Source organism: Streptomyces sp. NPDC013187, assembly GCF_042899705.1.
Classification (GTDB): Bacteria; Actinomycetota; Actinomycetes; order Streptomycetales; family Streptomycetaceae; genus Streptomyces; species Streptomyces hawaiiensis_A.
In genome coordinates this window covers 17,271-43,318 of the sequence record NZ_JBIBAF010000011.1, presented here as the reverse complement: position 1 = coordinate 43,318, position 26,048 = coordinate 17,271, and the positions used below count along the sequence as shown (strand labels likewise).

Here is a 26,048-nt window from a genome sequence, read left to right as displayed (position 1 = left end):
CACATCCCCACCCGCCGCCCTTCACCGGACAACGGATGCGTCCGGGCCGCCGGAGTCAGCAAGCTCATGGCATGCAGCCCCACCGCCGTCACGGCTGACTACCTCCGCCAGCCCGACACCGTCCCGCTGCCCGGCACATCACGGTTGCAGTCTTGGGGTTAGGAGGCGAGCTGGGTGGAACTGATGACCACGGTGTCGATTGGCACGTCCTGCATGCCCTGCCTGATTGTCGTGTGGCCTTTCGCGATGATGTCGACCACGTCCATGCCTTTGACGACCTTCCCGAGAACGGTGTAGCCGGCGTCGCGGCCGGGACCACGACCAGGCTCACCGCCTTCGCCGCCGCATACCGCGACGCAAAGCGAAAGTGGAGCCGGGCTTCGTCAATGCCGCGCCTGTTGTTCCCTCGTGAGGGTGGCTGGCCTTTCGGCCGTGTGTCGGCGAGTGGTTGGCCTTGTGCGGGAGGCGCCGCAAAGCCCCAGATGGGCAAACGCTCCGTTTCCAGACGGAGGTGTGATCCGGGGTCCTGCTTTTCGTTCTGTTTGTCCGCCGTGGACGTCATCATCAGGTCGGCGGTCGGGTGAACGGTGAAGGGATGCAGATGAGCACTGGTAGCACGGGAGCTGCAGCGGGCGAGGAGTTCACTGCCCTGATCAGCACGGTCGCGGGAACGGGTACCGCGGGGGCGCCCAAAGGGGACAAGGAGCTGGCCGTTTCGGCTCTGTTGAGCGGTCCGTACGGGATGACGGTGGACCGCGACGGGACCCTCTACGTCGCCGAATACAGCGGTCACCGGATCAGGAAGGTCACGACTGACGGGAAGATCAGCACGGTCGCGGGAACGGGGAGTGCAGGGCGCGGGGCAGAGGGTGTGTCCGCCGTCTCAGCCCCGCTGAGTTACCCGCGCGGGATTGCCGTGGACAGCGCGGGCGATCTCTACATCGCCGACTCCGGCAACCACCGGATCCGGAAGATCACCATGGCCGATGGGAAGATCCACACGTTCGCCGGAACCGGCACCGCGACCTACGGCGGTGAGGGCGTCTCCGCCACCACCGCCCATCTGAACACGCCGTTCGGTGTGGCGGTGGATGGCGCGGGCGACGTCTACATCGCCGACTACGGCAACCACCGGATCCGGAAGATCACGGCTGCTGATGGGAAGATCAGAACGGTCGCCGGGACGGGCGCCCCGGCCTTGGCCCCTGACGGTACCGTCGCCACCTCCGCCCAGCTGAAGAACCCCACCGCCGTGGCGGTGGACAGTGCAGGCGACCTCTACATCGCCGACTGCGGCAACCAACGGGTCCGGAAGGTCACGAAGGCCGACGGGAAGATCAACACGGTCGCCGGCACAGGTGCCGCGACCTTCGGCAGTGACGGCGTCCAGGCCGTCTTGGCACCGTTGTTCTCGCCTATGGCAGTGGTAGTGGACAGCACTGACACTCTCTACATCGCCGACACCAACAACCACCGGGTTCGGAAGGTCGCGGCCGATGGAAAGATCAGCACTCTCGCCGGCACGGGCGCCGCGACCTTCGGCGGTGACGGCGAGTCGGCCGCTTCGGCCAAGCTGAGCTCCCCGCACGGGCTCGCTGTGGACTGCGTCGACACCCTCTACATCGCTGACTACACCAACAACCGGGTCCGAAAGGTCACGTCGGCGAAGCTGGCCGGGCTGCCCGATTCGGGCACGGTGGTCTCCTGGGCCAACGTCCGCAGCAGGCTGCGGATGTCGGTCGTGCGTGAGTCCACCAAGGACGGGGCCGAGGTCCACCAGATCCTCTCCGCCCCGAGGGATCACCAGCGGTGGCGGCTCATCGCGGCGGGCCAGGACGACGGCGAGGTCCTGTACCGGATCGAGAACGTGCGCAGCGGCAAGGTCCTGGAGATTGTGGGAGCGCAGGAGACCAAGGGGGCGGTGGTGGCGCAGCGCGCCTATGAGGGCGCTGACGCGCACCACCAGCACTGGCGGCTGATCCCGGTGGGCGCGGTGACCGGCACTCCGCGGGTGTACGAGATCGCGAACCGCAACAGTGGTCTGCTCCTGGGAGTCGACACCAACGCCCGTACGGTGATCAAGCAGTACGAGGCGGCGGGTCCTCCCAGGGACCGTCAGTGGCACCTGCTCCCGGTGTGACGCACGAGGAGGCAGGGGCGGTCATGCCCCTGCCTCCTCGTGGCTTGAGCGCTACTGGGAGCCGGACGGTTCCTCGGTGGTCGTCTCGGTCGTCTTGGTCTTCCCCAGCTTCTGCGGAGGCTCTGCGGCCGCTTGGGGCGCCTTGGGGGGCGGTGCGGCCGTGGGTGACTCCGGAGCCTCGGGGACCTTGGCGTAAGCCTCCTTGTCCGGCTTGTCCTGGAGGTCCTCGTTCTTTTGCAGGCCGCCTTCCCTCTTCACCGTCTCACTCGCCTTTGACATGCCGGCGGACGCTGTGCCGGAGACCGAGTCGGCGTGGGCGTGCTGGGACTGCGTACGGGCCGAGTCCCGGGTGGTCTGGATGAAGGAGCCGAGGATGCCCATGATGACCCGCGCTTCGGGTGACTGCTCCTGTACGACTTTCGCCCGGGAGGATGCCCCGTGGATCGATTGGACGAACAGGCTCGTGTTCTTGTCGTCGTATGTGTCCTCCTGGGCGTCCTCGAAGTCGACGTCCGCACCCGGCTGCGACTCGGCTGCGCCGGCCTTCACCGAGAAGAGCCCCGCGCTGTTCTGCGCGAAACCGAGAATATTGTCGAACACCATGGTCATTACCCCTGGTCGTCGTCGTGGCGGTGCTGCCGGCCGGTCAAGGTCCCTTGTACAGGGCTCGTGGACTGAAGGTCAGGGGCTCGGCTTCGAACATCGTGTGGTGGACGTCCAGGGAGGACACGACCTCCATCCGCCCCTTCATGCGGTATCCGCCGCCGGCCAGGTTGATGTCGGCGATGTCGCGGGCGACCACCTGGGCGAGGCCGGGGAAGGCCCCGGGCTGCGGGGGAGACAGGACCGGAACCGGCACGGCGTATCTCACCGCGAGGAACCCGGCGAAGGTCACCGGGATCTCGTACTCGTAATGCCTGTGGGCACGCCGCTGCGTGGCGATGGTTTCCACACGGGAGTCCTTCGGGACCTTGCCGGAGATCTGGGATTTTGAGGTCCAGCTGGTCGTCAGGGAGCCGCCGACGGTGGCCGCGAGGCCAAGTGCCAGCTGCGCGTTGAGCGAAGCGCTGCCGGTGGCGCTGCCCTGGGTGGTGAACGCCACCGAATTCGTCATGGAGTTGGACGCGGAGTTGCCCGTCGAGTTCGTTGTGGCTGTTTCGTTGGCGTTGGCGTTGTCGACCCCGACGCTGTCCTTGCTGTTCTTGTTGGTCACCGTGTTGGCGTTCTTGTTCGCCATGTCGTTCCGCAGCTGCGTCCCGAACTGGGCTTGAAGGTCCATCTTGAGCTGGTTCTGCAGCTGCAGCTGCAGCTGTGCGCCGATGCTGCCGCCGAAGGTGAGCTTGGCGTCCCCGTGGAGTGACCACGTCACTCCGTTCGACACGGTGAATTCGACCGAGTCGGTGAAGGTCATCTCGTGCGTGTCGCTGCGGTTGACGTAGGCGCGTGAGGAGAACGTGTCCGGCGGGGGCGGAGTGACGTCGCCTCGCTCTTCGATCAGCGGTTCCCCGAGATTCATGTAGGCCAGCCAGCCCAGATCGAACGCGGAGCCGGCGAAAGTGCCGGAGCTCGACTTGTTGATGGAGATGCCGACGGGCTTGTGCTGCACGCCGTTGTTGTCGGTGTAGACCAGGTTGGGGTGGTTCAGGAGGGACGGCAGGTCGATGCTGAGTTCCCGCAGGTTCTTCTTCGTCAGCGGATGGCGCTTGAACCGTTCCAGGTTGTAAGCAGTGGAAGGCATTCCCAGTCCTCGGCTGATTCTCTCCGAAACGCGCTCGATGGAACCGAACAGGCATCTGCGCGCTTTTCGAAATTCGAAGCTATCAGCGGCCTCATTTTCCGGGAAGAAGCCTTGGCATATCACGCTCAATCGAGTGAAAGGAATGCACCGGCCATTCCCAAGTCGCCGAGAAACACGGTAAGTTGAAGCGCTGCCGGCCGCTCGATCAGCGGCTTCGAAAGGTCTTGCACACGATTGTTGCAGACGTGATTCATGTGGCGGTAGGGGGTGTTTGATTCGGCCGTCCATAAAGGCCGGATTATTTCGATCCAGGGCGGTTGAAACCGTCGCTAATGTCGCACGGAAAAGCGCTGCACTGTGGCTGGCTTATGGTTCTCCACTTCAAGAACAGGTGAGGTCCCGCGATGTACACCCAAGAACGCACGACGATGTCGAACCTCGTGGTCGGCGGCCCGGTGGCGGTGAACAGCTATGACAACGCGATCGTGGCCGCGCTCGTCGAGAACCGGCCGGTCATGCTCGTCCACGCCTTCAACGGCGGCTTCCTGCGGCCCGCCGACCTGAAGGACAGCGTCCACGACAAGGGAGTCAAGCTGTCCACCGCGCTCGACTCGGCCACCAAGGAAGCGCAGGGCCACCTCTGGTACATCACCCCGGCCGGCTTCTTCGGACAGCGACCGCTGTACTTCATCGAGAGCGCCGCGGGCCAGGTGACACCCAAGCCCACCGGCGCCGGCCAGGCCGATGCCGGGCGCGGCGACGACGGCGCGCCCAAGCCGCAGCGTCGGCGCATCACCGTCCACCAGAAAGCCCCCGAGGCAACGGCCGACACCGTCCAGGTGGGCCTGCCCGACAAGGTCGGTGACCTGTGGCGCGGGAAAAACGGCGCGCCCGAGGACACCCAGCTCTGGGTCGTCACGCTGACGCCGTGGGGCGGGATCACCTTCGTGCCGATCACCCACCCCGACGCCATCCTCGGCTTCAAGGACCACGCGGTGGCAGCCGACAGCGAGGTGCGCGTGACCTACAACTGGGGCGGGGACTTCACCGGGACGGTCATCAACACCTTCTACCCGCGGCTGCCCAACGAGTGGAACGTCCCCTACCACCACGTCTTCACATGAGCCGCGGCCGCCTCTCCGTCACACCTGTCCCGAGTCCACGCCCCTACCGCCTGGAAGAGGCACCACGATGCCCGTGCCCACGCAAGAAATGAAACTTCAGATCGTCAACGCGGCCACGGGGAAGATCCTCGGCGCCAGGTCCACGCCGGGAACGGACGGGGCACTGGTCGTGCGCGACTTTCCTGACGGTGGCCCGAGCCCGGAACCGTGGCAGCTCACGCCCGTACAGGCCACGCAAGGCGGACAAACACAAGGCGAGCGGGCCTATGTGATCCGCAACGCGGTCAGCGGCAAGGTCCTCGACAATCCCGCCGCCGCGGACCGCGGTGTCCGCCAGTGGGACGCCACCGCAGGCAAGAAGGACCAGCACTGGCACGTCGTCCCTGTCGACGGCGAAGCCGGCCTCTACTTCATCGAGGGCGCCACCGACGGGGTCGTCCTCGACCTCGCCGACCCCACGGCGGACGACATCCGGGTGGTCCTGCGCGCGTACGACGACAGCGCGGAAAGCCAGCGCTGGCGGTTCATCACAGCCACACCCGAGCGCACCAGCGACCCCGTCCTGCGCTGGGCACCACTGAGCCACTGGAACAGCCGCCAGTCCTGGCGACTGTCCCGCTCGGCCGCGCTGCGGCCGGCCCCCGCAGCGACACCCTCCTTCAGCGACATGCTGCTGGTCGTCAAGCGGTTCGGAAGCGACCAGGACGCCGGCGCATGGCAGAGCGCCGGAGCCACCCGCACTCCCAGCGCGCAGTCGGGCTGGTGGGCCGGGCTCGGTGACCGGTTCCTCGCCGACACCACCGGAGCAGGGCAAGCGGACATCGTCGGGCTCAAACCTGCGAAGGGAGCTGTGACGGCCGCCGGCGAAGGCGACGGCACCTTCGCGGACGACGAACGCGTCCTGCACCCATCCGTACCCTCCCCGAGCCCCAAGGACCTGTGGACCCTCGCGGACACGACGGGTGACGGCAGGCCCGACGTCGTCGTCCTCGCCGCCGACGGTGTCCGGGTGTTCCTGCAGGACGAGAACAAGAAATTTGCGTCCGCGGGCGGCGAGCCGGTCATCAAGGCGTTCGGCCACGGGCAGCCGGCCGGCGGGTGGGTTGCCGACAAGCATCCCCGCTTCGTCATCGACACCACCGGTGACGGCCGCACGGACGTCGTGGGCTTCCACGACGACGGCGTCTGGATCTCACTTCAGGACGAGGAAGGGAAGTTCGCCCCACTCGCCGCGGAACCGGCTCTCCGGGCATTCGGCCACGACGAGAAGGCGGGCGGGTGGGTTGCCGACAGGCATCCCCGCTTCCTTGCCGACACCACCGGTGACGGCCGCACGGACGTCGTGGGCTTCCACGACGACGGCGTCTGGATCTCACTCCAGGACGAGGAAGGAAAGTTCGCCGACCCTCTGTGGGTCCTCGACGACTTCGGGGTCGACCAGGGGTGGAGCTCGGTCGAGGAGCATCCCCGGGCCCTGGTCCGGACCGCCGACGGCGGAGCTGTGGACCTCGTCGGGTTCGGCCCGCAGGGCGTCGTCGTCGCGCGTGGGCGCGGCGACGGCACGTTCGAGCCCTCCCAGCTCGTCCTGAACGACTTCGGGCTCGCCCAGGGGTGGACGGGCAAGAAGCACCTCCGGTTCCTCGCCGACGTCACCGGCGACGGCAACCCGGACATCGTCGGCTTCGGCGACGAAGGGGTCTGGGTGTCGCGCAACTGCGGCGACGGCCGGTTCGAGCAGGCGCAGCTGGTGTGCCGCGGCTTCGGCTACAACGAGGACGCAGGCGCCTGGCGGGTCGGCCACCACCCCCGCTTCGTCGCCGACATCACCGGTGACGGACGCGTCGACATCGTCGGCTTCGGCGGGCCGGGCGTGTACGTGGCCCGAAACCTCTTCCGCCGCTTCAGAACCCGATAATCCTCCAAGGCCCTCCACCGCTGCAGCACGGCGACCGGCCATCGGCGGCGAGGGCGGCTACCAGGCCGTCCAACTCGACACCAATGCCCGCGAACGCAACATCACCGTCGCACCCGGCCGGCGCTGAACCAGCCTGTCGGTGCATGGCGCGCCGCCCGGCGGCTCGCAGGCCGGCGACCGCACCGCCTACCGCCTGAAGGGCCGTGGTGCGGTTGATGACCAAGCGGTCCCTCGGTGTCGTACCTGCCGAACCGCAGCGCCCGGGCGAGGTCGGGGAGCCGGCGAGCGCTCCGACCATTGCCTCGAATCGTCCCGCGGACCCGTGATTCCTGCCAGCCCCTTACCAAGGGCTCGCTGGGGCGGTGACGGGGCCCTTACAGGGGTGCGTTGGCCGACGCCGGCTCCCGGCGGCTGTCGACGCTCCGCCACAGAACCGCGGGGCACGCCTGCCCTGCGGTCACGAAAGGCAGTTGAACAAACCCAAGGTGTGGCTCCCCTGGTCAGAGTTCCGGGGGCGAAAGCAGGAGGGGAAGAACATGACGGTTCCTTCGACGCCGGGTATGTCCTGGGGCCCAGTGGCCTCGCTCGGCGGGCAGCTGACGGGTAATCCGACGGTGGCGCTCTCCTCGGACGGCCGGCTGGAGGTGTTCGCCTGCGGCCGCGCGGACAACGCGCTGTCGCACTGCCACCAGCAGACCTGGGGCGGCTGGTCGGAGTGGGAGAACCTGGGCGCCGCCACCTTGGCCGGCGATCCCTCCGCCCTGCACACGGCCGCGCGGCGCATCGGGGTGTTCTTCAAAAACGGGCAGGGTAACCTCGCACATCCCTGGCAGACGGTCATCAACGGCGGCTACGGCGCAGGGAACGTGCTGGCCAACAACATCGGCGGTAACCCGGTCCCCGGGCTGCACGCCGACGGCCGCCCGACAGCCTTCTTCCGGGGCACCGACAACGCCCTGTGGCATGTGTGGGAGACCACCAAGTCCGGCTACGGCAACTGGACCGGCCCTGCCGCCCTGGGCGGCACCCTGTCGGGCGACCCGGCGGTGGCGACCGACGCCCGCGGCCGTCTGCAGGTGTTCTTCCGCGGTACCGACGGTCACCTGTGGGTCGTCCGACAGCGGGACGTCAACAACAACGCCTGGGAAAGCCCCCAGAACATCGTGCAGAACGTCGGCGGCGACCCCGTCGTCGGCACCAACGCCGACGGCCGCCTGGAGGTGTTCTTCCGGGGCACCGACAACGCACTGTGGCACCTGCCGCAGACAGACGACTACAACGGCTGGGCCACACTGAGCAGCCTCGGCGGCACCCTGACCGGGAACCCGGCCGTCGCCCGGGCCGCCGACGCCAGGCTTGCCACCTTCCACTGGGGCGGCGGCCACCTGTGGGTCAACGAGCAGACCATCGTCAACGGCACCGACTGGAGCGCCTGGGAGCAGATCGCGCAGAACATCGGCGGCGAGCCCGTCGTCGAGGCCGACGGACACGGACGCCTGGACGTGTTCTTCCACGGGACGGACCACGCCGTTTGGCACCTCGCCCAGATGTTCGGCCAGCCGGCAGCGGGATACGCGACGTCCCCCTGACGCCCGCCCCAGCCGAGGGACCAGCGGGTCAACGTCTCCAGCGGGTGCTCGGCAGCAATGATGAGGAGCCCCGGGCAATGCCCCGGGGCTCCTCGTCGCACTACTACGGTCGCCCGTTTCAGCGAACCTGGCCTGCCCGGCCTGAACCCACCCGGACAGGGCAGGGCTACGACGGCAGTTGGCCGACGTTGGGCGGGAATGCCGTGAAGTCGACCCGCATGTCGCCTGCGGTGAACGTCGGCGGCTGGACAGCCGAGTAGAGGACACCGCCTGTGGGCGAGCCGTCCGGATTCGTGTCCTGCGGAGGCGGCGGCCGGCTGGGCATGGCCGCGGTCGCCTCGAGCGGCTTCTCCGTGACGAAGTCAAAACGGACGGGAGCCCCAGCCTGGCGCGGGCAACCCGCCCGGCACCCTGCGTATCCCGGCGATGGATGCGTCTCCGGTCGCAACAGGCCGGCTGACTGCCGCTACCGGCTGGAGGGCGGGGTGGAGCGGGCGGCGGGTGCGCTGGCCGGGATCGCCTTCCGCGTCCTGTGGATCGGGGCTCCCCGGTGGCCGTACACGCCGTGTTACATCGCGTTGGGCTGGGTGGCCGTCTTCAATCTGCCCGACTTCGCGCGCACCGGCGGTGCCGGCGTCGTCGTCCTCGTCATCGCCGGCGGTCTGCTCTACACCGGGGGCGCCGTCGTCTACGGACTCAAGCGCCCGGACCCATCTCCGGCCTGGTTCGGCTTCCGCGAGGTCTTTCACGCCCTGACCATCGCCGCCTTCACCGCGCACTACACGGCCATCCTCCTCGCAGCCACCCAGTAACGGTGTTTGCGGGCAGAAGTCGGGCCCGGGGGTGCAATGTGACCTGTCCGGGTACCGGGATCGGTACTGGTCTTCCGCGTCTTTCTCGGCGAAGTCCTGAGCGTCATCGAGCAATGGAGGAGTCGCTGTGACGGTAGGAGGGCCGGATGGTGGGCGGGTCTCTCGTCTTCTCCGGGGCGGGAGTGGCCGGGGCAGGGTGATGACGTTGGCGGGGACGTTGGAGGCGGCGGAGGCAGCGGCGCCGGTGGAGTCGCTCGATGTGGTCGCGCGCATGCTCCAGGAGCGCCTCGGGGCGGTGTCGGTGTCGTTTTTGATCACTGACTTCACCGGCAGTTCGGTCGTGCGGCTGGGGGCGGCGGGCAGCGTCGACACAGACGAACCCGCCCGGCGTATCACGCTGCGGGGAACCCTGTACGACGATGTGATCCGTACCCAGCGGCCGGGCGCGGAGGACGAGGGCGAGGGCGCTCTGGTGCGGATCGTGGCCCCGGTGACCAACCGCGGGGACGCCATCGGGCTCCTCGAACTGTTCCTGCCGGCGGCGCCTGACGCGGAGGTGATGCGGGAGATCGGTGAGACCGCGCACGCGCTGGCGTACATCGTCATCGCGAACCGGTCCTTCACCGACGTGTACCAGTGGGGCCGCCGGACCAAGCCCCTGAGTCTGGCCGCGGAGATCCAGCACCGGCTGCTCCCGGCGTCGCTGGCATGCGAGGCGGCGCAGTTCGCGGTGGCTGGGGCGCTGGAGCCGGCCGACCACGTCGGGGGTGACACCTTCGACTACGCGATCGACCGGGACACCGTCCAGCTCTCCGTGACCGATGCCATGGGTCACGATGTCGAGGCCGCGCTGCTGGCCACCCTTGCGGTGGGCGCCCTGCGCCGGGCACGGCGGGCCGGTGCCGATCTCGCCGAACAGGCCCGCCAGGCCGACCAGGCTATGCGCGAGCACGGCCACGGAGGCTACGTCACCGGCCAGCTCCTGCGTATCAGCCTGATCGACGGCGCGACCGAGTTCGTCAACGCCGGGCACCCCTGGCCGCTGCGGATGCGGGACGGCCAGGTGCGGGAGATCTCTCCGACTGTCGATATGCCGTTCGGCTTCGACGCCCCTCATACCTACCGGGTCCAGTCGCTGGACCTGCGTCCGGGCGACCGGCTGGTGATGCTGACCGACGGCATGCTGGAGCACAACGCAGGCAGCCTCAACCTGTCCGACCTGATCGTGCGCACCCGCCCGCTGCATCCCCGCGAGGCCGCCCGCACTCTCATCGCGGCGATCGTCGACGCGAACGACGGCCACCTGCAGGACGACGCGACCGTCATGTGCCTGGACTGGCATGGCATTAACCACTTCCAGCGAGACGCCGCCACCGGCGCCGACCTCACCGACGCCTCACAAGCGTCAGGGACGGGACGGACCACTCCCGGGCGGTGACCCTGGGCGTTTGGTGGCGACCCGGCCAAGCAGCGGGAGGCCCTTGCTGCGCAACGTCGCCGTCAGAAGGTCGGGATGTCGGCGGGGAGAGGTCGGGGCGGGCACGGTGCCAGCGTGCGGGCTGGCGCCACCGGTCGGAGGCAACGCGGGCGACATCGACGCCGACTTCCACCACCAGCTCGGGCTCCACCAGCGTGACGTTCAACGTCTCCCGGTTGCCCCACCTGGCGGAGAACGACCAACCAGTCCACGGATGACCGTGACCATCGTCGCCCTGGCCGCCGAAGCCAAGGTCCCCCGCAACGCCCTCACCCAAGGCCACCAGGATCTGAAGAACGACGCCTACGCCAAAGTCCGCGCCCGCGGGCATACCCCCGACAGCGAGAAACGGCTGTGCCAGCAGGTTCGGCGCCGAAGAGAACTGCGAGCGGCGGACGCCGAAGAGATCGCCCAGCTCAAGGCCGACGTCGAAGCACTGGTCGGCACCCTGCACCAGGTCACGATGGAAAACAGCCACTTGAACCAGCAACTCGCCGATCGCCATGCCGTCGTCCGCACATTGCCCGCGCAGGCCACCCTCGGCACATGACAAGCCCTTTGCCACCACCGACCGGCTGAGATCTTGGCCTCAACCCGCCCGCATCGGTGCCAACACCCTGGCGTTGGCTGAGAGTCCCGATACCGGTGGCCTACAATCAACTGTCTGTGGAAGATAATTCTTTGGAAGATGAGTGATGGCTGGCGCTGATCTGAAGCTGCTGTACCGGGAGCTGGTCTCGCTGGAGATCGAGTTGTGGGACGGCATCGAGGGGCGGTTGCGGGCGGAGTATGACCTGGCGCTGACCTCGTTCGAGGTGCTGCACCTGCTGTTGCGGCGGCCTGGGCGGCGGATCCAGGACATCGCGGAGGAGTTCTCGATCACGGTGGGCGGCACGAGCAAGGTCGTCGACCGTCTGGAGGCGGCAGGCCTGTGCGGGCGGCGGGCCAATCCGAACGACCGCCGCTCCTCGATCGTCGAGCTCACCTCTGAGGGGCGGAAGCTGGTGGAGGGGGCGCTGAAGGTCTTCGAGGAGGAGCTGGAACTGAGGATCGGGTCGGTGATTCCTGAGGAGTCGGTACGCGAGGTGACCGCGGTCCTCAGTACGCTGCGGGCGGCCGGACGTGCTCTGGATGCGGAGCGGAGGGCCGCGGGTCAGACGCCGGTGCCGGCGATGCGGGCGCCGAAGCAGCCCGGCCGGCCGGCCTCGTGAGCCAGGACGTCCCGGGCACGGCAGCGGGGCAGGCAACCACGGTTGCCTGCCCCGCTGCCGTGCCCGGGACGTTGTCGTTCAGTCGGCGATGCCCTTGGAGGATGACGAACGCGTACGGGGGGGCGTCGTCGACGCAGAGGGCGAAGCGTCCGTCGCGGGCGAGGTTGCGGCCCTTGACGCCGTCCTTCTCGGTGGTGAGCACGATGTCGTCGCCGTCGAGGAGGAACCAGACCGGTGTGACGTGCGGGCTGCCGTCGGCCTTGACGGTCGACAGCTTGCCGGTGCGGGTGCCGTGCGTGACGAACGCCCGCCACTGCTCGTCGGTCATCTTCCGCATGCGATGCCTTTCACTGGTGGGGCCGTCGCCAAGCCCCGAGGCCGGGTCGGCCTCGGGGCACATGGTGGGTGTCAGCGGCCCCAGAAGGCGTCTTCGGCACTCTGGTCGCCGGAGAAGAGCCACATCTCGGTGATCTTGCCGTTCTGGATGCGCAGGAGGTCGACGCCGTCCATGGCCATGGACGTGTCGCCGCGGCGGCCGGTGAAGTGGATGGTGGCGGCGACCAGGTCGCCGTTGCCCATGAGGGAGTGGATCTTGTCGATGGCGAAGGTGCCCTGGCTGGCCTCCATCATGCTGCCGAGCATCTGGAAGACGGCGCCCTGGCCCTTGTGGTCGCCGGAGAACTGGTTGGCGCCGGGCTGGTGCCAGACGATCTGCTCATCGAGGAGGCCGCCGAGGGCGGCCATGTCTCCGGTCTGCACGGCCTGGAAGTAAGCGCGGGCCAGGTCGAGGTTGGCAGTGGTCATCGTGGTCTCCGTGGGTTCGGTCGGGGTCATCGGGCGAAGTCGAGGCGGTCGGCGAGGCCGACTTCGGCGAAGGCGGCCTGGATCTCGCCGTGGCCTTCCTGGAAGTGGGTCCAGCTGTCGTAGTGCGCGGGGACGACGCGTCGGGCGCCGAGTGTCTTGGCGGCCTCGGCGCCCTGGGCGCTGTCGAGGGTGAGCAGGGCGCTGTCGAAGGCGAAGGGCATGCGAGCGCCGCCGAGGAAGAGGATCGCGGTGTCGACGGGTGCGAACCTCTCGGCGATCTCCTTGACGTGCTCCAGGGCGGCGTTGTCGCCGCTGACGTAGACCGAGGGCAGGTCGTCGGAGGTGAGCATGAACCCGATGACGTCGCCGGTGATCGGCTCACAGCCCACGGGGCCGTGCCGGGCGGGCACGCCGGTGACGGTCACGCTGCCGCCGTCGGGCCGCTTGAGCTCGGCGGTCTGCCAGAGGGCGAGGCCACGGGCGCTGCCGCCCAGGCGGCCGGCGCCGCTCTCGGTGGTGAAGACGACCGGCACCTCGGCCAGGAGGCCGCGGCCGGCGTTGTCGAGGTTGTCGTCGTGCTCGTCGTGGGAGAGCAGGACGGCGTCGACGCGGCCGAGGCCGGCGGCGGTGACCGGCGACGGAGCGGTCTTGACGAGCTTGTGGTCGCCGGGGAGGGGCATGGGGTACTCGCCGGGCGGGTCGAAGGTCGGGTCGGTGACGAGCCTGAGTCCGCCGTACTCGATCAGGGCGGTGGGGCCGCCGTAGACGCGGACGGGGATCGTTTCGCCGGTGACGCTGGCGCCGGACATCGGAACCTCTCGGTCGGGTGAACGGTGTACGTGGCCCTGCGGCGTGCTCCGGCGGGGAGGCAGGGCGCAAGAGGCACGCGCGGGTTACGGGGCCGCCCGCTCTCTGAGCCGGGCCGGCGGCCCAGGGCCGGGCTTACGGGGCGGGTACGGAGAACACGCCGAAGTGGTGGCCCGCCGTGTCCTTGAGCCGCGCGAAGGTGAAACCCGCGGAGTCGGAGACCGGCGCCATGAGCACCTCTGCGCCCAGCTTCTCGGCGCGCTCGACAATTGCGGCGACGTCTTGGACGAAGACGTAGAAGATCGTGTAGTCGGGGAAGCCGCCCTCCGACTCCCATACGCTACCGGCCGGCTGCTGGGCGCCCGGCGTCATCACCGAGTGATAGGCGACCCCCGGGGTGTTGGTGGTGAGGATGTACTGCCAGTCGAAGAGCTCGCCGAGAACTCCTTGACCTTCTCCGGCTGGTCGGTGCCGAACTCGAACCAGGCCACCGAGTTGAAGGCGGGAAGGGTCATGGCGCTCACTCCTTACGCCCTGTAGGGGCAAATGTGTCTTCCGTGGCATGCCGGATCCAGGCAATGAAGGCCACCCGGCAGTGGGGCGACATGCCTGACCGGCAGGGGGCAGGGCCCGGAACCGGCCCGGGGTCCAGCAAACCATTTGTATTCCATGGAAGCAACTTCCTTAGATTATTGTTCCACGGGTGTGGGTTCGGTGGTTCTCGGATGACCGGCCCGCAGACGGTGGAGGAACCCGGCCCCTCGTACGGGACCGCCGGGCCAGCAGGAAGGAAGCCGCCATGGAACCGGTCGAGATCGAAGCGAAGACCTTGATCCAGAAGTCGAAGACCCCGTCGAACGACTACGTCATCAACCCCTACACCGGCTGTGTGCTGGGCTGCGCCTACTGCTTCGCCAGCTTCGCCGGGCGCCAGTTCGGCCGGTCCGTCAAGGAGTGGGGCGACTACCTGTACGTGAAGAAGAACGCGGTCGAACTCGCCCGCAAGGAGCTGGCGAAGATGCCGCAGGACAAACGGCGGGGCACGATGCTGCTCAGCTCGGTCACCGACCCCTACCAGGGTCACGAGACGAAGTACCGGCTCACCCGCGGCATCCTGCGCGAACTTCAAGCGGTCGAGTACCCGGGCCTGGTGCGCATCCTGACCAAGTCACCCGTCGTGACCCGCGACGTCGACCTGCTCACCGGTCTGCCGCGCGCCGAGGTCGGCATGACCGTGACCACCACCGACGACAACGTCAGCCGCTGGCTGGAGGTCCGCGCCCCGCTCGCCTCCCGCCGCCTGCGCACCCTGGCCGAGCTGAACGAGGCCGGCATCCCCACCTACGCCTTCGTCGGCCCGCTTCTGCCCCACTTCGCCACCCAGCCCGAGCTTCTGGACGACCTTTTCGGGCAGCTCGTCGAGGCAGGAATCGGGGAGGTGTTCATGGAGCACATCAACCTCAAGCGGTACATCCGCGAGCGCATGGACCAGGTGCTCGCCGACGAGCCCGAAGACGTCCGCGAGGCGTACCTCCAGGCGCGGACGAAGGAGCACCGCGAACAACTCGACACGATCGTGGCGGAGCTGCTGCACAGACACGGGCTGCGGCTGCGCTTCGAGGAGGTCGTCCACCACGACGACAACCACGCCCTGTGGGAGAGGCTCGCATCCTCGGCATGACTGTGATCGTGACCGTGTCCGGGGCGCCGGACCAGGCGTGCGCCAGGCGGTGACGCCGGACTCGGGGTCCGGCACCCCCATGGCCCACGTCCCCATGGCCTCCAGGACCTCGCGCAGCCCGTCGCCCAGAGGGGTCAGCGCGTATTCGACGCGCGGCGGATCTCCGCATACGTCGTGCGGGTGACGATGCCGTGCCGCTCGAACTGGCGCAGTCGGCTGGTCAGTTAGGCAGATGGCGCACCATCACTGCCTGCTACCTGCGAAAAGCGATCGGACGCCATCGACACAGCGTCCCGTCCCAGTTCCTGCAGGGCGCGGCATACAAACTCGGCAGCGGCATCGTCACCCTGATCATCCTCTGGTGGGAAACCCGGCACCGAAACCAGTGGTGGGCCGAGCCTGGGCCCACCACGTCCTCCGTAGCGCCGATCTTCTGGCCGGGGGTTCCGATGCCCGCAGGGGCGGTGACGAGGGCGCTTCGCTGGTCCCTAGGTGTATTGACCCGGAGCGTTGTTCACGCGAGTACGCCCACGGGGGCCGGAGGGAGAAGCGGAAGTGGCACGGCATGCCGACCTTGGTGCTCGCCCCGCGCCACTTGCGGCCGAAGGCCGAGTGCGGGAAAGGGGCACCCTTGTCCCCGAGGAAAATCAGGCCGTCCCATTCGTTCTCGGCGAACCACTGGAGGTGCCGGCGGAGCTGAGGGCAGGAACGCGGCGTGCTTGCCCGCTCGGGACTTGGGGAGGGCCGTGTGGCGCAGTTCTACGACCTTCACATGAGTGACCGGAGCCCTGAGGGCGAGCAGCTGCACACTTCCCGACTGTCGTTGCAGCGTCCGACCGAAGTCGACATCGACGCGATCTTGGCCCTCCATCGTGACCCTCAGACCTGTCTGCACAACCCCTCCGACGCTCTCACCCGGCTCGAGGAGGCCAGGGAACTGTATCGCCGCTGGAATGATCAGTGGCAGCAGCGCGGATACGGGTACTGGGTCGTCCGGCGCCACGGCTCCGCCTTGCAGCCGGGCTTTTGCGGGATCAAGCCCATGGAACTGCACGGCATGAAGGTCCTCAATCTTTTCTACCGCTTCGCCACTTCGGCCTGGGGCCAGGGCCTTGCCAGCGAGGCCGCAATTGCGGTCACCACCTGGGCGTTCCGCGGCGTTCCCGACATCCCGCTGATCGCCCGTGTAAGGCCGAACAACATCGCCTCTCAACGCGTGGCTGTGCGCGCTGGACTGACCCGGGCAGAGCACCTCGACGGAGCGGGATACGACGGTTTCGACTGGATCTACGCGGCAGGGCTGCCGCACTGAGTGGCACCGAATGCCGCAATCTTGGCCGCCCAGTGGTCTGCGGTGAGCCACGGGGTCGGGTCTGAGCGGCCCGTCCGGGGCTTACCTCGAAGGTAGATCGCGGCGTGCAAGGCGGGTGGCTACGTTCAAGTCGTCTTACTGGAGCGAACGAAGGAAGCGGACGTGCCTGCATACGGCTTTGCCCACCTACGTGATAGCCGTCACCACCCTGATGTCTTACTTAGAGGGCATCTGATCTAGGTAGTTGGTGTTCTGGGATGCTTTTGTGACTGGCGGCGTTGGCGGTCGTTGCACGGTGCGTGAGTGCTCGCCGTCCGTACCGCAGTGATGTGTCCGATGCCCGCTGGGCTCTGATCGAGCCGGTCTTCGCCGCCTGGCGGGCGAGACGGACCGGTCCCGGCACGGCGGCCCGGGTGCATGACTTGCGGGAGATCGTCAACGCGATCCTGTACGTCAACCGCACCGGCATCCCGTGGGAGTACCTGCCCCACGACTTCCCGCCGTACAAGACCGTCTACGACTACTACGCGAAGTGGGAAGCGGACGGCACTACCCAGCAGGTGCATGACCTGTTACGTGACAAGACCCGCCAAGCCCACGGCCGCAGAGGCGAGCCGACCGCGGCCGTGATCGACGCGCAGAGCGTGAAGACCTCGGCAAACGTGGCCGAGACCAGCCAGGGCATCGACGCCGGCAAGAAGATCAAAGGACGCAAACGGCACCTGATCACGGACACGCTCGGTCTCGTGCTGGCCGTCGTCATCATCGCCGCGAACGTGCAGGACACCACCGGCGGCAAGCTCCTGCTCAACGGCGTGGCTGCGAACCACCCAAGCGTGTCCAAGTCTGGGCCGACGGCGGATACCAGAACAGCATCTTCAACCACGGCGCCCTCCTCGGCATCGACTTGGAAGTCGTGCAGCGACCTCGAGCGAAGGGGTTCGAGCCCCTGCCAAAACGGTGGGTGATCGAGCGGACCTTCGGCTGCGTGATGCAGCACCGCCGCCTGGCCCGGGACTACGAAGCCCTGCCCCAGAGATCTCGAGCAATGATCCACTGGGCGATGGCTAACAAAATGTCCCGCGAACTGACGGGAGAATCCGCGCCAACCTGGCGTATCGAAACGGACATGACTACCACAACGGCCTGAACGTTGATCAGATGCCCTCTAAGAACTCCTATCGGAATGAGGCGGGGACAACCTGCTTGTGCCTGTTGATCTGGTTCAGGGACCCTGAGCTCTGACAGAAGTGAGCGGGCAGGGCAGAGGGTGCAGGGTGGAACTGATCAGCCTCTCGGATGGCGACAACAGCTTCCGGGTGCGTGTGCTGGGGCGTAGGTCGCCGGGCGTGCTGCATCTTCACGACCAGCTCGACGCAGAGGTCATTGTGACCAGCAGCTTCGTCGGCGGTCGGTTGGCCATGTCCCTGTTCCCTTCCGACCTGGAAGCGTGGTCGCGTGCTCTGGACCTGCTTGCTGCTGGTCAGGACATCTGCTGGAGGGATGACGACCACAGCCCTGAGATCGAGATCCAGCCGTACAACGAGGAGCATGAGACTGTCGCTGTCCGCGTAGAAGATCTGGGCAGTTCGTGCGTCTCCGTGTTCCTTCCCATGAGTCTAGAAGAGGGCTGGATCGACGAGCAGCGGAAGCTGCTCGGGCAGGTGCTGCAGGAGTGGCCGAGCGAAGTGCTGGAGTCTTCACCGGGTGCCTATGAGTGGCGGCGCTGAACTGCGGCCGGGCGCCGCCAGCAGATGAGTGCGCATCCGAGGCTGAGGAAGGCTTCGTGGATGTCGTCGCGTATCTCCCAGCGGATCCAGAGACGGCTGAACCAGTGCAGATGGGCGAACGCGCGCTCCACGACCCAGCGTTGCGCAGTCAAGACGGTCTACGCCGTCGCCAGCCTGGCCGCTGAGCAGGCCACCACGGCCCAGCTCGCCGAACTCGTCCGCGAACACTGGAAGGTCGAGGACCTGCACCATGACCGCACGGCCGGAGTGAAGAACATCGCGGCCGGCCTTCGCCGCAAGTCCGCGATCCTCGCCGCCCCTCGCACTCCTCGGCCTCAGATGATCACGAACCGGACATCGTGCAACTGCGCTGAAGCCCTGAAAGGGGCCCATCTGCGCCCGACCAGCGTCCGCTCGCGTGCGGCCCTCGCTCCTCGAGCGACTTCGTTCCCGCGTTCCGCCTGGCCTCATAGAGGTGGCCGGAAAAGGATGATGCGGCCCAAAACTGTAGTGCGGACACATTAGATCAATGCCATGCCCACGCCATGAGGAAGATCATTCCGATCGGGGTCACTGCCCTGACCACCGCAGCTCTCCTGGCCGGTACAGCCCTGCCCGCGCAGGCCAGGCCCGCCCCGGTCGTACCGCACCCCTGGGACCACAGGGTCAAATGCACGTCGACCGACGCCGACGGGCGTAAGATCGTCACCCGATACGGCAACTCCGACTTCGGTTGGAACCACTTCACCCACCGGCACAACATCAAGAAGTGCTCGATCCTCAACGCGGCACTGAAAGACAAGGTCGACGAAGACGACGGTCACGGACGACTGGAGTACGACGGCGTCGCCATCAGGACCGGCGGGCGCCCAGCGCAGGTTAAGTTCGTGGTGATCGTTCAGTACTCGCGTAAGACCTAAGGACAAGAAGTACGACGCCGGCCGCGGAGAGAAGATCGGCGTCATCAACGCCTTCTGCCGCAACAGCCGCACAACAAGTGTCCTGCATGGATGAACCAGTGATCGACTCTGAAGACCGTGAGCAGCAGGCGGCGGTCAGCCGCCTGCTGCTGTACTACCTCAACAGCCCCCTGGCCGAGGGCTGCCGGCTTCGCGGAGTTCTGCCCGCGCCCGGCGCTGTCCGGGTCGCCGTCCATGCCGGGGACGACGAGGACGGCACCACCTTCCTGTACGAGATCCCCCACGACACCGTTGCTCCGTACTACATCCCCGGCATATTGCGCACCGTGCTGGCGGGGACTCAGCTCTACGGCACGAGCGACATCAGCGAAGCCATGGGGATGACCGTCGTCCGCCTCCATCCCGAGGAGATCACCCCGGACCCGGAAGCGGAGTACGGCCAGACCCTCACCGCCGTACGCGCCTTGTCCGAGCCCGACGACGAGGAGAACCCTTTCCTGATCGGGTTCCTGATGCTGGGCGACAGCCTGTTGCGCCTGTACGTCCAGCACCCCGAACGCCCAGGAGCCGTCGGCGTCGACGTTCGCTTGACCGACGCGACCACCGCCCTGATCGCTTCCCTTCCGAGTCTCATCAAGGAAGCGCAGCACCAGAGACCGTCTCTGGACGACCCACACTGCGAGCTCCTCGTGGACCTGACCAACTGGTAGAGCATCTGAATGAGGGCGGCTACATGAGGCGTTCCAGCCAGATGAAGGCGAGGCCGATCGCTCCGGTGCCGATGCCGTAACAGGCGCCGCGCAGCATGTGGGACAGGGCGATGCGCCGGCGGCGGGCGATCCGCTGCCGGAGCGTGGTGAGTCGTTTCCTGCCCGCGTGGGGTGGGTGGTAGTTAGGCTGCATGGCAGACGTCCTTGTCTGAAGCGGCGTTGTGTGGGGAGTCCGCCTGGCCGTGGCCTCGGAACCGGTGGCCTGGGCGGGGCTCCCCTTTTTGCTGTGCTGGATGACCTGGTCAGCGGCCTGCGGTGAACTCCTCCAGGCGGGCGACCAGCTGGCGGTCGGGCCGGGCGACGATGACGGAGCAGTCGGGCGTGCGTGCGGCGAGCCGGTCGACCTCGCTCTCCAGGCGGCCGCTGGGAGCGAGTGCGCGGGATCCGTTGTGCCGTACGTACCGGGCGACAATCTCCAGGCCCTCGAGGAAGGCGGCGTCGGGCGGGGTGGTGTCGGCCATGGAATGGGTGAGCTGGTGGAACCAGTGCCACGCTGCGCGGGTCTCGCCGAGGGCCAGGTGGTGCAGGTGCAGGCAGTAGGCGGCGGCGCGGCTGCCGGCGCCGGCGGCGAGCTGCCACCAGAACTGGGCGGATTCCTGGTGGCCGGTCAGGTACAGCAGGCAGGCGAAGACGAGCGCGCCGTCGAGGTCCATCTGTTCTCCGGTCAGCGGTCCGCGGCCCGGGCCGTCGGCGATCTTGTCGACATGGGCGGCGGCGTCCGGCTCGTTCAGCAGCCACCGGCACACCACCTCCAGGCGCTGCCCGGCCTGGGCGGCGCGGGCGGTCTCCACGGTGGGTGTCCGGCGGGAGGCGTCGGCGGCCAGCCGCCGCAGGGCGGCGGCGACATCGAAGCGCTTGGTGCTGGAGACGGGAATCTGCGCTTCGTTCAGCAGGGTGTCGATGGCGGTGGTCACGGTCATTCCCCCTTCTGCTTGTGCTGGGGCTTCTTACGGTCGTCGGGCAGTCCGAGTTTCACGCGCGGCCGTCTCCTTGCGGCTCAGATAGAGCCGCCCCCAGGTGCACCGCGACGAGCCGCCGGCTAGCGCCGCCCGGTAGCGCCTGCGGATCGTGCGCGGCTTGTCATAGACGGGCACGTCACCAGTGCGGGGCAAGACGTCCAACGCCTCGCCCAGCAGCCAGGCGGTGCCGCCCGCCTCGATCCGGCCCGCCCGCCAAGCAGCCAGGTGCTCGGAGTTCTCCCTGATCCGCAGCAGCGCCGTACGAAACGTTCGCCGCGCTGCCACACGGATGGCCGTGAACTCCTCCTGCGTATACGTCAGTTCGCGGCCTGGTGTCCACGCGAACCGCTGAGCCATCGCCTCCCGCACCGGCCGCGCCAGCCGCGCATCCTGCTGCAGCAGGCCCGCCACGATGGAGTATTTGCTGTACCCGGTCGTGATCGGCGGCAGGCTCAGCCGCCACGCATTCCAGTGCGCCGTCGTCAGCCGGTCCACGTCCTGCGGCACCTGGTCCAGCTCGCTGAGGAACTCCGCGAAGGGCCGCACTCGCCAGCCGCGCGAACACCGACATCAGCTCCCCTTCGGAGACCGGACCGTCGGACGGCTGATTCCTCACCCTCCGGCGGCTCGACCCAAAAGACACCACACCGGCCTGACCCTCGGTCTCCACACTGTCCCAGCCCCCGCCCGGGGCGCACTTGGCAGCGAACAGCACGGCCAGCGAGTGCTGCAACGGCCCGGGGACATGACGACGTACCACGACACCGTGATCTACCACCCGGATGATCTTTGAAGACGGATTACAAACGACGCGGACACAGCCCGTGACCTGGCCATCAGTCACGGCAAGCACCGTTGCAGTACTAGCGCGTGTCTCTTTGATCAGTTGGTCAGTTGATCGGATATGGCTGTCCGATTAGTGATCACTGATGCGATGTGGGACCGGATCGAGCCGCTGATGCCGGCCGATCCGATCCGCGGTCGGCGATGGGCCGATCACCGCCGAACCCTGGAAGCCATCGCGTGGAAGTACCGCACCTGCTCGCCCTGGCGGGACCTGCCAAACCAGCTCGGCTCGTTCCAGACCGCTCACAAACGCCTGATCAGGTGGGCTATGGACGGCACCTGGGAACGCATCCTCGCCGCAGTTCTGGCAGCAGCCGACGCTGATGCCGACATCGGCTGGACCGTCTCGGTGGACTCCACCGTCTGCCGGGCTCACCAGCACGCTGCCGGTGCCAGGAAAAAGGGGCGCCAGGCCGGGCCGAACCCGAAGACCACGCCCTCGGACGCTCCCGCGGCGGCCTGAGCACGAAAGTTCACCTCGCCAGCGACAGCCGGGCACGTCCCCCGGCCCTTCGCGTCACCGCAGGCCAGGCGGGCGACGCCCCGGCCTTCGAGACCGTCATGGCAGGCATCCGTGTTCTGCGAAGCGGACCCGGCCGACCCAGAACCCGACCCGATACCGTCCTGGCGGACCGGGCGTATTCATCCCGCGCGATCCGCAATCGCCTCCGGCGACGTGGAATCCGCGCTGTCATCCCCCAGCTGTCCGACCAGGTCGGCCACCGGCTGCGGCGAGGCCGCGACGGAGGCCGCCCACCAGCCTTCGACGCCGAGACATACAAGCAGCGCAACGCTGTCGAACGGTGCATCAACCGACTCAAGCAATGGCGCGGCCTGGCCATGCGAACGGACAAGCTCGCCATCGCCTACCAGGCCGCACTCCACCTCGCCGCCATCCTCATCTGGACAGCTGCTTGACCGCCCAACCACCTTGCCCGCGAGGATGGCCACATGGACGATCTTGTGGAGTTTCTCTTCGCACGCATCATGGACGACAACCACGCCTACGCCTACGTGGCCGACACCCTGGGCGGCGAAGCTCTTCTCGACAGCCATCTCCCCATGCTCGACCTGATCGAGCAACTGGCGAATGCCTACAAGGCCATGGACCCCTCGGACTCCCGCTCGGCCGGCCTGGCATATGCGCTGCGAGTCCTTGGCCAGTCATACGCCGAACACCCCGCCTACCAGCAGGAATGGCGCCCATAGCCTTTCAACGAGACAGTCCCTAGATGGTGATGCCGGCCTGCACAGCCCACCGCGGAACACCCCCGCGTCGGCGGGAAGGACCTGCGTCGGGCGACTGTCGGCCGTATCTACGGCGGAACACCCCCGCATCGGCAGGGAGGACGAGGCCATCCAAGCTGGGCGAGGGAGCGCGGCGGAGCACCCCCGCGTCGGCTGGGAGGACATGGGACGGCTCATCGATGCGCGCGGCTGGATCGGAGCACCCCCGCGTCGGTGGGGAGGACGGGTTCGGACTGGCCAACGGTGAGATCCTGCACGGAACACCCCGCGTCGGCTGGGCGAGGACGCCCTTCCTGCCGCGAATGTGCAGGTCACGAGCGGAACAACCCCGCGTGGCGGGGAGGACGACTCACTCATTACCGTGCAAGCCTCCATGCGCGTCGGAACACCCCCCGCGTCGGCGGGGGAGGGCGGGAAGAACCGGCGGAGGACCGGCGGAGCGGCCGGAACACCCCCGCGTCGGCGGGGAGGATTCGTCCACGCGGAGGGTCCTTCCGCTTCGAAACACCCCCGCCTCGGCGAGGAGGGCCGACCGATCGCTTTCGGACAGTGACTGAAGCGCGGAGCACCCCCACGTCGGCGGGCATGACAAGACCGACACCGTCCTGGCCCCCTGCCCGACGAAGCACCCCGCTTCGGCGGAGAGGACAAATTCCTGAGCAGGCCGGTGTTGCCGATGGCCGGAACACCCCCGCGTCGGCGGGGAGGAGAGGACCGCGAGGAACGGGTCCTTGCCCCAGCCCGGAGCACCCCCGCATCGGCGGGGAGGACGTCGAGGAGCCGCAGAAGACGAACGTGATCCGCGGAACACCCCCGCGTCGGCGGGGAGGACAGCCAGGCCTGGCCCGGCTGGGTAATCAGCGGGATCGGAGCACCCCCGCGTTGGCGGGGAAGACCGGATCTCCTTGGCTATCCGGGAGTCGGTGCGCGGAGCACCCCCGCGTCGGCGGGGAGGACAAGTTCCTGAGCAGTCCGGTGTTGCCGATGGCCGGAACACCCCCGCGTCGGCCTGGAGGACAGCGGCACGGGCATCCTCGCGCAGAACGGCGACGGAACATCCCCGCGTCGGCGGGGAAGATGCGCCGGCACCGAAGTGGCTCGCGTCGATGAACGGAACACCCCCGCGTCGGCGGAGAGGCGAGTACATCACCTTGCCGTCGACGTCGACGCACGAAACACCCCCACATAGGCGGGGAGGACAGCACGAGCGCCTTCCATCCGGCGGCGGTCGGCGGAACACTCCCGCGTCGACGGGGAGGACTCCAGGGACAGGATCACGGCCATGGTCGGGTCCGGAACACCCCCGCATCGGCGGGGAGGAATAGGTCGGCGCGCACCGCTGGACGATCCAGCGAAACACCCCCGTGTCGGCGGGGAGGACGGCATCTGGGTCACGGCGTGGAACGCCTGCGGCGGAACACCCCCGCGTCGGCGGGAAGGACGACGCCCGGTCCCGCGCCGACAGGCTGATGGCCGGAACACCCCCGCGTCGGCGGGGAGAACCGTAAGGGGTTCGCTGACGCCTCGGGCAACACCGGAACACCCCCGCGTCGGCGGGGGAGGACTACCTGCCGGTCAACAACCGGGCCTGCATCAACGGAACACCCCCGCGTCGGCGGGGAGGACACGACGGCGACCGTGTACCGGGCACCCGAGCGCGGAGCACCCCCGCGTCCGCGGGAGGACGATCTGGCTCATGACCTCGATGCCCCGGTCGTCGAAACACCCCCGCGTTGGCGGGGAGGACGGGCAACAGTTCGTCGTCTCCCGCGGAATCCGCGGAACACCACGCGTCGGCAGGGAGGACCCGGCGAGCACCACCGCGTTCAGGGCGCCGATCGGATCACCCCCGCGTCGGCGGGAGGACCCCACAGGGTGTCACCCGAGCGCACCGTGTAGGGGAACACCCCGCGTTGGCGGGGAGGACGTCCCCTCCCTCGACCAGTTCGGCAAGGACGGCGGAACACCCACGCGTCGGCGGGGAGGACCCAGTCTCGCGGATGCCGAGGAGGACCGCGGACGGAACACCCCCGTGTCGGCGGGGAGGACGATGGCGGCGACGTCCATGCTCACGGACGAACCGGAGCACCCCCGCGTCGGCGGGGAGGACGGGAGCGCCACGGTGGCGTCCTGCGTGAGCATCGGAACACCCCCGCGTCGGCGGGGAGGACGCCTCCTGCACTGCGGTGAAGCGTTCGTAGAGCGGACCCCCCCCGCGTCGGCGGGGAGGACACCACCTGGACCTGCCACCCGACGGGCCAGCGCGGAGCACCCCCGCGTCGGCGGGAAGGACCCCATCTGGTCGGCGAGGGCCTTCGCCTGGTCCGGATCACCCCCGCGTGGGCGGGGAGGACACCACAACGTCCGGCGAGATCGTTCGAACTGATCGGAGCACCCCCCTGTCGGCGGGGAGGACAACTGGTCCGTCGCCAAGGGGAAGAAGCGGGACGGAACACCCCCGCGTCGACGGGGAGGACACCAGCTCAGGGGTTCCGCCGTCCCTCCCGACCGGAACACCCCTGCGTCGGCGGGGAGGACAACCCCCTGCTCGTCCCGCCCGTGCGGCGCAACGGAACACCCCCGCGTCGGCGGGGAGAACCTGCTCCCGGACGTGCCGCGCTCCATGACCTACGGGATACCCCCGCATCGGCGGGGAGGACACCAGCTCCAGCGCCTTCCGACCGCCCAGTCCGGATCACCCCCGCGTCGGCGGGCAGGACCGGAAGGTGCTGTCGGACCGGGTGTAGCCGGCCGGAACACCCCCACGTCGGTGGGGAGGACTCCGCGTCGTCCTTGCGGACCAGGCTGCGGGCAGGAGCATCCCCGTGTCGGCGGGGAGGACATGCGGATCCGCCGCACTCACGACGACCCCGGCGGAGCACCCCCGCGTTGGCGGGGAGGACGCCCTCACCGATGTTCAGCGATCAAGCATCGGCGGAGCACCCCCGCGTCGGCGGGAGAGCCG

At 68.1% G+C, this 26,048-nt stretch carries 22 protein-coding genes and 5 pseudogenes; 16 read left to right on the top strand and 11 right to left on the bottom strand.

Annotated elements, in window-relative coordinates; genetic code table 11:
• Positions 1 to 158: 158 nt before the first annotated feature.
• Positions 159 to 293, bottom strand: a pseudogene (locus ACFY5B_RS23755) (peptidylprolyl isomerase A); the annotation flags it as partial.
• Positions 294 to 601: 308 nt separating this feature from the next.
• On the opposite strand from ACFY5B_RS23755, the gene ACFY5B_RS23750 reads away from it, so the two are divergent.
• Positions 602 to 2,140 carry an RICIN domain-containing protein gene (locus ACFY5B_RS23750; protein WP_389972279.1) on the top strand — a complete coding sequence of 513 codons (1,539 nt, stop codon included), beginning with the start codon at positions 602 to 604 and terminating at the stop codon, positions 2,138 to 2,140.
• Between the two features lie 51 nt (positions 2,141 to 2,191).
• Here ACFY5B_RS23750 and ACFY5B_RS23745 read toward each other — a convergent pair whose 3' ends face one another.
• Both ACFY5B_RS23745 and ACFY5B_RS23740 read right to left on the bottom strand, forming a co-directional pair.
• On the bottom strand, positions 2,192 to 2,743 hold the full coding sequence (locus ACFY5B_RS23745; protein ID WP_389972277.1) for a hypothetical protein: 552 nt from the start codon (positions 2,741 to 2,743) through the stop codon (positions 2,192 to 2,194).
• 43 nt (positions 2,744 to 2,786) lie between these two features.
• A complete protein-coding gene (locus ACFY5B_RS23740) occupies positions 2,787 to 3,878 on the bottom strand; it encodes a hypothetical protein (RefSeq protein ID WP_389972275.1) in 1,092 nt (363 codons plus the stop codon).
• Between the two features lie 404 nt (positions 3,879 to 4,282).
• Here ACFY5B_RS23740 and ACFY5B_RS23735 point away from each other — a divergent pair, with 404 nt between their 5' ends.
• The 7 genes and pseudogenes from ACFY5B_RS23735 to ACFY5B_RS23705 all read left to right on the top strand — a co-directional run bounded on the left by ACFY5B_RS23735 (position 4,283) and on the right by ACFY5B_RS23705 (position 12,006).
• Complete coding sequence (locus tag ACFY5B_RS23735; RefSeq protein ID WP_389972273.1) at positions 4,283 to 5,002, top strand: hypothetical protein; 720 nt, start codon at positions 4,283 to 4,285, stop codon at positions 5,000 to 5,002.
• A 67-nt stretch (positions 5,003 to 5,069) separates the two neighbouring features.
• Positions 5,070 to 6,917, top strand: a complete 1,848-nt coding sequence (locus ACFY5B_RS23730; protein WP_389972272.1) for an FG-GAP-like repeat-containing protein — start codon at positions 5,070 to 5,072, stop codon at positions 6,915 to 6,917.
• Positions 6,918 to 7,453: 536 nt separating this feature from the next.
• On the top strand, positions 7,454 to 8,506 hold the full coding sequence (locus ACFY5B_RS23725; RefSeq protein WP_389972270.1) for a hypothetical protein: 1,053 nt from the start codon (positions 7,454 to 7,456) through the stop codon (positions 8,504 to 8,506).
• A gap of 497 nt (positions 8,507 to 9,003) precedes the next feature.
• Positions 9,004 to 9,318, top strand: a pseudogene (locus tag ACFY5B_RS23720) (hemolysin III family protein); the annotation flags it as partial.
• Positions 9,319 to 9,517: 199 nt separating this feature from the next.
• Entirely contained in the window at positions 9,518 to 10,756 is a 1,239-nt protein-coding gene (locus ACFY5B_RS23715) for a PP2C family protein-serine/threonine phosphatase (RefSeq protein ID WP_389972268.1), read from the top strand.
• A gap of 253 nt (positions 10,757 to 11,009) precedes the next feature.
• Positions 11,010 to 11,345, top strand: coding sequence for a hypothetical protein (locus ACFY5B_RS23710; protein ID WP_389972266.1), 336 nt, complete (start codon positions 11,010 to 11,012; stop codon positions 11,343 to 11,345).
• Between the two features lie 145 nt (positions 11,346 to 11,490).
• Complete coding sequence (locus ACFY5B_RS23705; protein WP_389972264.1) at positions 11,491 to 12,006, top strand: MarR family winged helix-turn-helix transcriptional regulator; 516 nt, start codon at positions 11,491 to 11,493, stop codon at positions 12,004 to 12,006.
• Between the two features lie 78 nt (positions 12,007 to 12,084).
• On the opposite strand, the pseudogene ACFY5B_RS23700 reads toward ACFY5B_RS23705, so the two are convergent.
• From ACFY5B_RS23700 to ACFY5B_RS23685, 4 genes and pseudogenes are all read right to left on the bottom strand, one after another.
• Positions 12,085 to 12,343: pseudogene (locus ACFY5B_RS23700) on the bottom strand (TIGR03618 family F420-dependent PPOX class oxidoreductase); the annotation flags it as partial.
• Between the two features lie 71 nt (positions 12,344 to 12,414).
• Positions 12,415 to 12,810 (bottom strand): nuclear transport factor 2 family protein, encoded by a 396-nt coding sequence (locus ACFY5B_RS23695; RefSeq protein WP_389972262.1) that lies wholly within the window; start codon positions 12,808 to 12,810, stop codon positions 12,415 to 12,417.
• Between the two features lie 26 nt (positions 12,811 to 12,836).
• Positions 12,837 to 13,619 carry an MBL fold metallo-hydrolase gene (locus tag ACFY5B_RS23690; RefSeq protein ID WP_389972260.1) on the bottom strand — a complete coding sequence of 261 codons (783 nt, stop codon included), beginning with the start codon at positions 13,617 to 13,619 and terminating at the stop codon, positions 12,837 to 12,839.
• Between the two features lie 133 nt (positions 13,620 to 13,752).
• On the bottom strand, positions 13,753 to 13,989 hold the full coding sequence (locus ACFY5B_RS23685) for a VOC family protein (protein WP_389972258.1): 237 nt from the start codon (positions 13,987 to 13,989) through the stop codon (positions 13,753 to 13,755).
• A gap of 427 nt (positions 13,990 to 14,416) precedes the next feature.
• Between ACFY5B_RS23685 and ACFY5B_RS23680 the strand changes: the two genes are divergently transcribed.
• The 4 genes and pseudogenes from ACFY5B_RS23680 to ACFY5B_RS23665 all read left to right on the top strand — a co-directional run bounded on the left by ACFY5B_RS23680 (position 14,417) and on the right by ACFY5B_RS23665 (position 18,340).
• A complete protein-coding gene (locus tag ACFY5B_RS23680) occupies positions 14,417 to 15,298 on the top strand; it encodes a radical SAM protein (protein WP_389972256.1) in 882 nt (293 codons plus the stop codon).
• A gap of 748 nt (positions 15,299 to 16,046) precedes the next feature.
• On the top strand, positions 16,047 to 16,610 hold the full coding sequence (locus tag ACFY5B_RS23675; RefSeq protein ID WP_389972254.1) for a GNAT family N-acetyltransferase: 564 nt from the start codon (positions 16,047 to 16,049) through the stop codon (positions 16,608 to 16,610).
• 299 nt (positions 16,611 to 16,909) lie between these two features.
• Positions 16,910 to 17,760: pseudogene (locus ACFY5B_RS23670) on the top strand (IS5 family transposase).
• A gap of 127 nt (positions 17,761 to 17,887) precedes the next feature.
• Positions 17,888 to 18,340 carry a DUF5959 family protein gene (locus tag ACFY5B_RS23665; RefSeq protein WP_389972252.1) on the top strand — a complete coding sequence of 151 codons (453 nt, stop codon included), beginning with the start codon at positions 17,888 to 17,890 and terminating at the stop codon, positions 18,338 to 18,340.
• Here ACFY5B_RS23665 and ACFY5B_RS23660 read toward each other — a convergent pair.
• A pseudogene (locus ACFY5B_RS23660) lies at positions 18,322 to 18,480 on the bottom strand (IS5/IS1182 family transposase); the annotation flags it as partial. The gene ACFY5B_RS23665 and the pseudogene ACFY5B_RS23660 sit on opposite strands and share 19 nt — an antisense overlap.
• Before the next feature lie 405 nt (positions 18,481 to 18,885).
• On the opposite strand from ACFY5B_RS23660, the gene ACFY5B_RS23655 reads away from it, so the two are divergent.
• Both ACFY5B_RS23655 and ACFY5B_RS23650 read left to right on the top strand, forming a co-directional pair.
• Complete coding sequence (locus ACFY5B_RS23655) at positions 18,886 to 19,260, top strand: hypothetical protein (RefSeq protein WP_389972250.1); 375 nt, start codon at positions 18,886 to 18,888, stop codon at positions 19,258 to 19,260.
• A gap of 98 nt (positions 19,261 to 19,358) precedes the next feature.
• Positions 19,359 to 19,970: a hypothetical protein gene (locus tag ACFY5B_RS23650; RefSeq protein ID WP_389972248.1), complete on the top strand. Its 612-nt coding sequence runs from the start codon at positions 19,359 to 19,361 to the stop codon at positions 19,968 to 19,970.
• A 19-nt stretch (positions 19,971 to 19,989) separates the two neighbouring features.
• Here the strand turns inward: ACFY5B_RS23650 and ACFY5B_RS23645 are convergent, their stop codons facing one another.
• The 3 genes from ACFY5B_RS23645 to ACFY5B_RS23635 all read right to left on the bottom strand — a co-directional run bounded on the left by ACFY5B_RS23645 (position 19,990) and on the right by ACFY5B_RS23635 (position 21,484).
• Positions 19,990 to 20,163, bottom strand: coding sequence for a hypothetical protein (locus ACFY5B_RS23645; RefSeq protein WP_389972246.1), 174 nt, complete (start codon positions 20,161 to 20,163; stop codon positions 19,990 to 19,992).
• A 109-nt stretch (positions 20,164 to 20,272) separates the two neighbouring features.
• Entirely contained in the window at positions 20,273 to 20,950 is a 678-nt protein-coding gene (locus tag ACFY5B_RS23640; RefSeq protein ID WP_389972244.1) for a hypothetical protein, read from the bottom strand.
• A gap of 27 nt (positions 20,951 to 20,977) precedes the next feature.
• The gene (locus ACFY5B_RS23635; RefSeq protein WP_389972242.1) at positions 20,978 to 21,484 is read right to left on the bottom strand and encodes a hypothetical protein; all 507 of its coding nucleotides are present in this window, start codon (positions 21,482 to 21,484) and stop codon (positions 20,978 to 20,980) included.
• Positions 21,485 to 21,893: 409 nt separating this feature from the next.
• Here ACFY5B_RS23635 and ACFY5B_RS23630 point away from each other — a divergent pair.
• Positions 21,894 to 22,753, top strand: a protein-coding gene (locus ACFY5B_RS23630; protein WP_389972240.1) for an IS5 family transposase whose coding sequence is annotated in 2 segments (ribosomal slippage) — positions 21,894 to 22,236 and positions 22,236 to 22,753 — 861 coding nt in all. Because the reading frame shifts where the segments join, the coding sequence is not laid out codon by codon here.
• Positions 22,754 to 22,786: 33 nt separating this feature from the next.
• Entirely contained in the window at positions 22,787 to 23,044 is a 258-nt protein-coding gene (locus tag ACFY5B_RS23625) for a DUF6221 family protein (protein WP_389972238.1), read from the top strand.
• The last annotated feature ends 3,004 nt before the right edge of the window (positions 23,045 to 26,048 follow it).

Bases quoted from the DNA above. Each gene is read 5' to 3' on its own strand.
- ACFY5B_RS23750 (WP_389972279.1), top strand. From the start codon at position 602: ATGAGCACTGGTAGCACGGGAGCTGCAGCGGGCGAGGAGTTCACTGCC.
- ACFY5B_RS23745 (WP_389972277.1), bottom strand. From the start codon at position 2,743: ATGGTGTTCGACAATATTCTCGGTTTCGCGCAGAACAGCGCGGGGCTC.
- ACFY5B_RS23740 (WP_389972275.1), bottom strand. From the start codon at position 3,878: ATGCCTTCCACTGCTTACAACCTGGAACGGTTCAAGCGCCATCCGCTG.
- ACFY5B_RS23735 (WP_389972273.1), top strand. From the start codon at position 4,283: ATGTACACCCAAGAACGCACGACGATGTCGAACCTCGTGGTCGGCGGC.
- ACFY5B_RS23730 (WP_389972272.1), top strand. From the start codon at position 5,070: ATGCCCGTGCCCACGCAAGAAATGAAACTTCAGATCGTCAACGCGGCC.
- ACFY5B_RS23725 (WP_389972270.1), top strand. From the start codon at position 7,454: ATGACGGTTCCTTCGACGCCGGGTATGTCCTGGGGCCCAGTGGCCTCG.
- ACFY5B_RS23715 (WP_389972268.1), top strand. From the start codon at position 9,518: ATGACGTTGGCGGGGACGTTGGAGGCGGCGGAGGCAGCGGCGCCGGTG.
- ACFY5B_RS23710 (WP_389972266.1), top strand. From the start codon at position 11,010: ATGACCGTGACCATCGTCGCCCTGGCCGCCGAAGCCAAGGTCCCCCGC.
- ACFY5B_RS23705 (WP_389972264.1), top strand. From the start codon at position 11,491: ATGGCTGGCGCTGATCTGAAGCTGCTGTACCGGGAGCTGGTCTCGCTG.
- ACFY5B_RS23695 (WP_389972262.1), bottom strand. From the start codon at position 12,810: ATGACCACTGCCAACCTCGACCTGGCCCGCGCTTACTTCCAGGCCGTG.
- ACFY5B_RS23690 (WP_389972260.1), bottom strand. From the start codon at position 13,619: ATGTCCGGCGCCAGCGTCACCGGCGAAACGATCCCCGTCCGCGTCTAC.
- ACFY5B_RS23685 (WP_389972258.1), bottom strand. From the start codon at position 13,989: ATGACGCCGGGCGCCCAGCAGCCGGCCGGTAGCGTATGGGAGTCGGAG.
- ACFY5B_RS23680 (WP_389972256.1), top strand. From the start codon at position 14,417: ATGGAACCGGTCGAGATCGAAGCGAAGACCTTGATCCAGAAGTCGAAG.
- ACFY5B_RS23655 (WP_389972250.1), top strand. From the start codon at position 18,886: ATGAGGAAGATCATTCCGATCGGGGTCACTGCCCTGACCACCGCAGCT.
- ACFY5B_RS23645 (WP_389972246.1), bottom strand. From the start codon at position 20,163: ATGCAGCCTAACTACCACCCACCCCACGCGGGCAGGAAACGACTCACC.
- ACFY5B_RS23640 (WP_389972244.1), bottom strand. From the start codon at position 20,950: ATGACCGTGACCACCGCCATCGACACCCTGCTGAACGAAGCGCAGATT.
- ACFY5B_RS23625 (WP_389972238.1), top strand. From the start codon at position 22,787: ATGGACGATCTTGTGGAGTTTCTCTTCGCACGCATCATGGACGACAAC.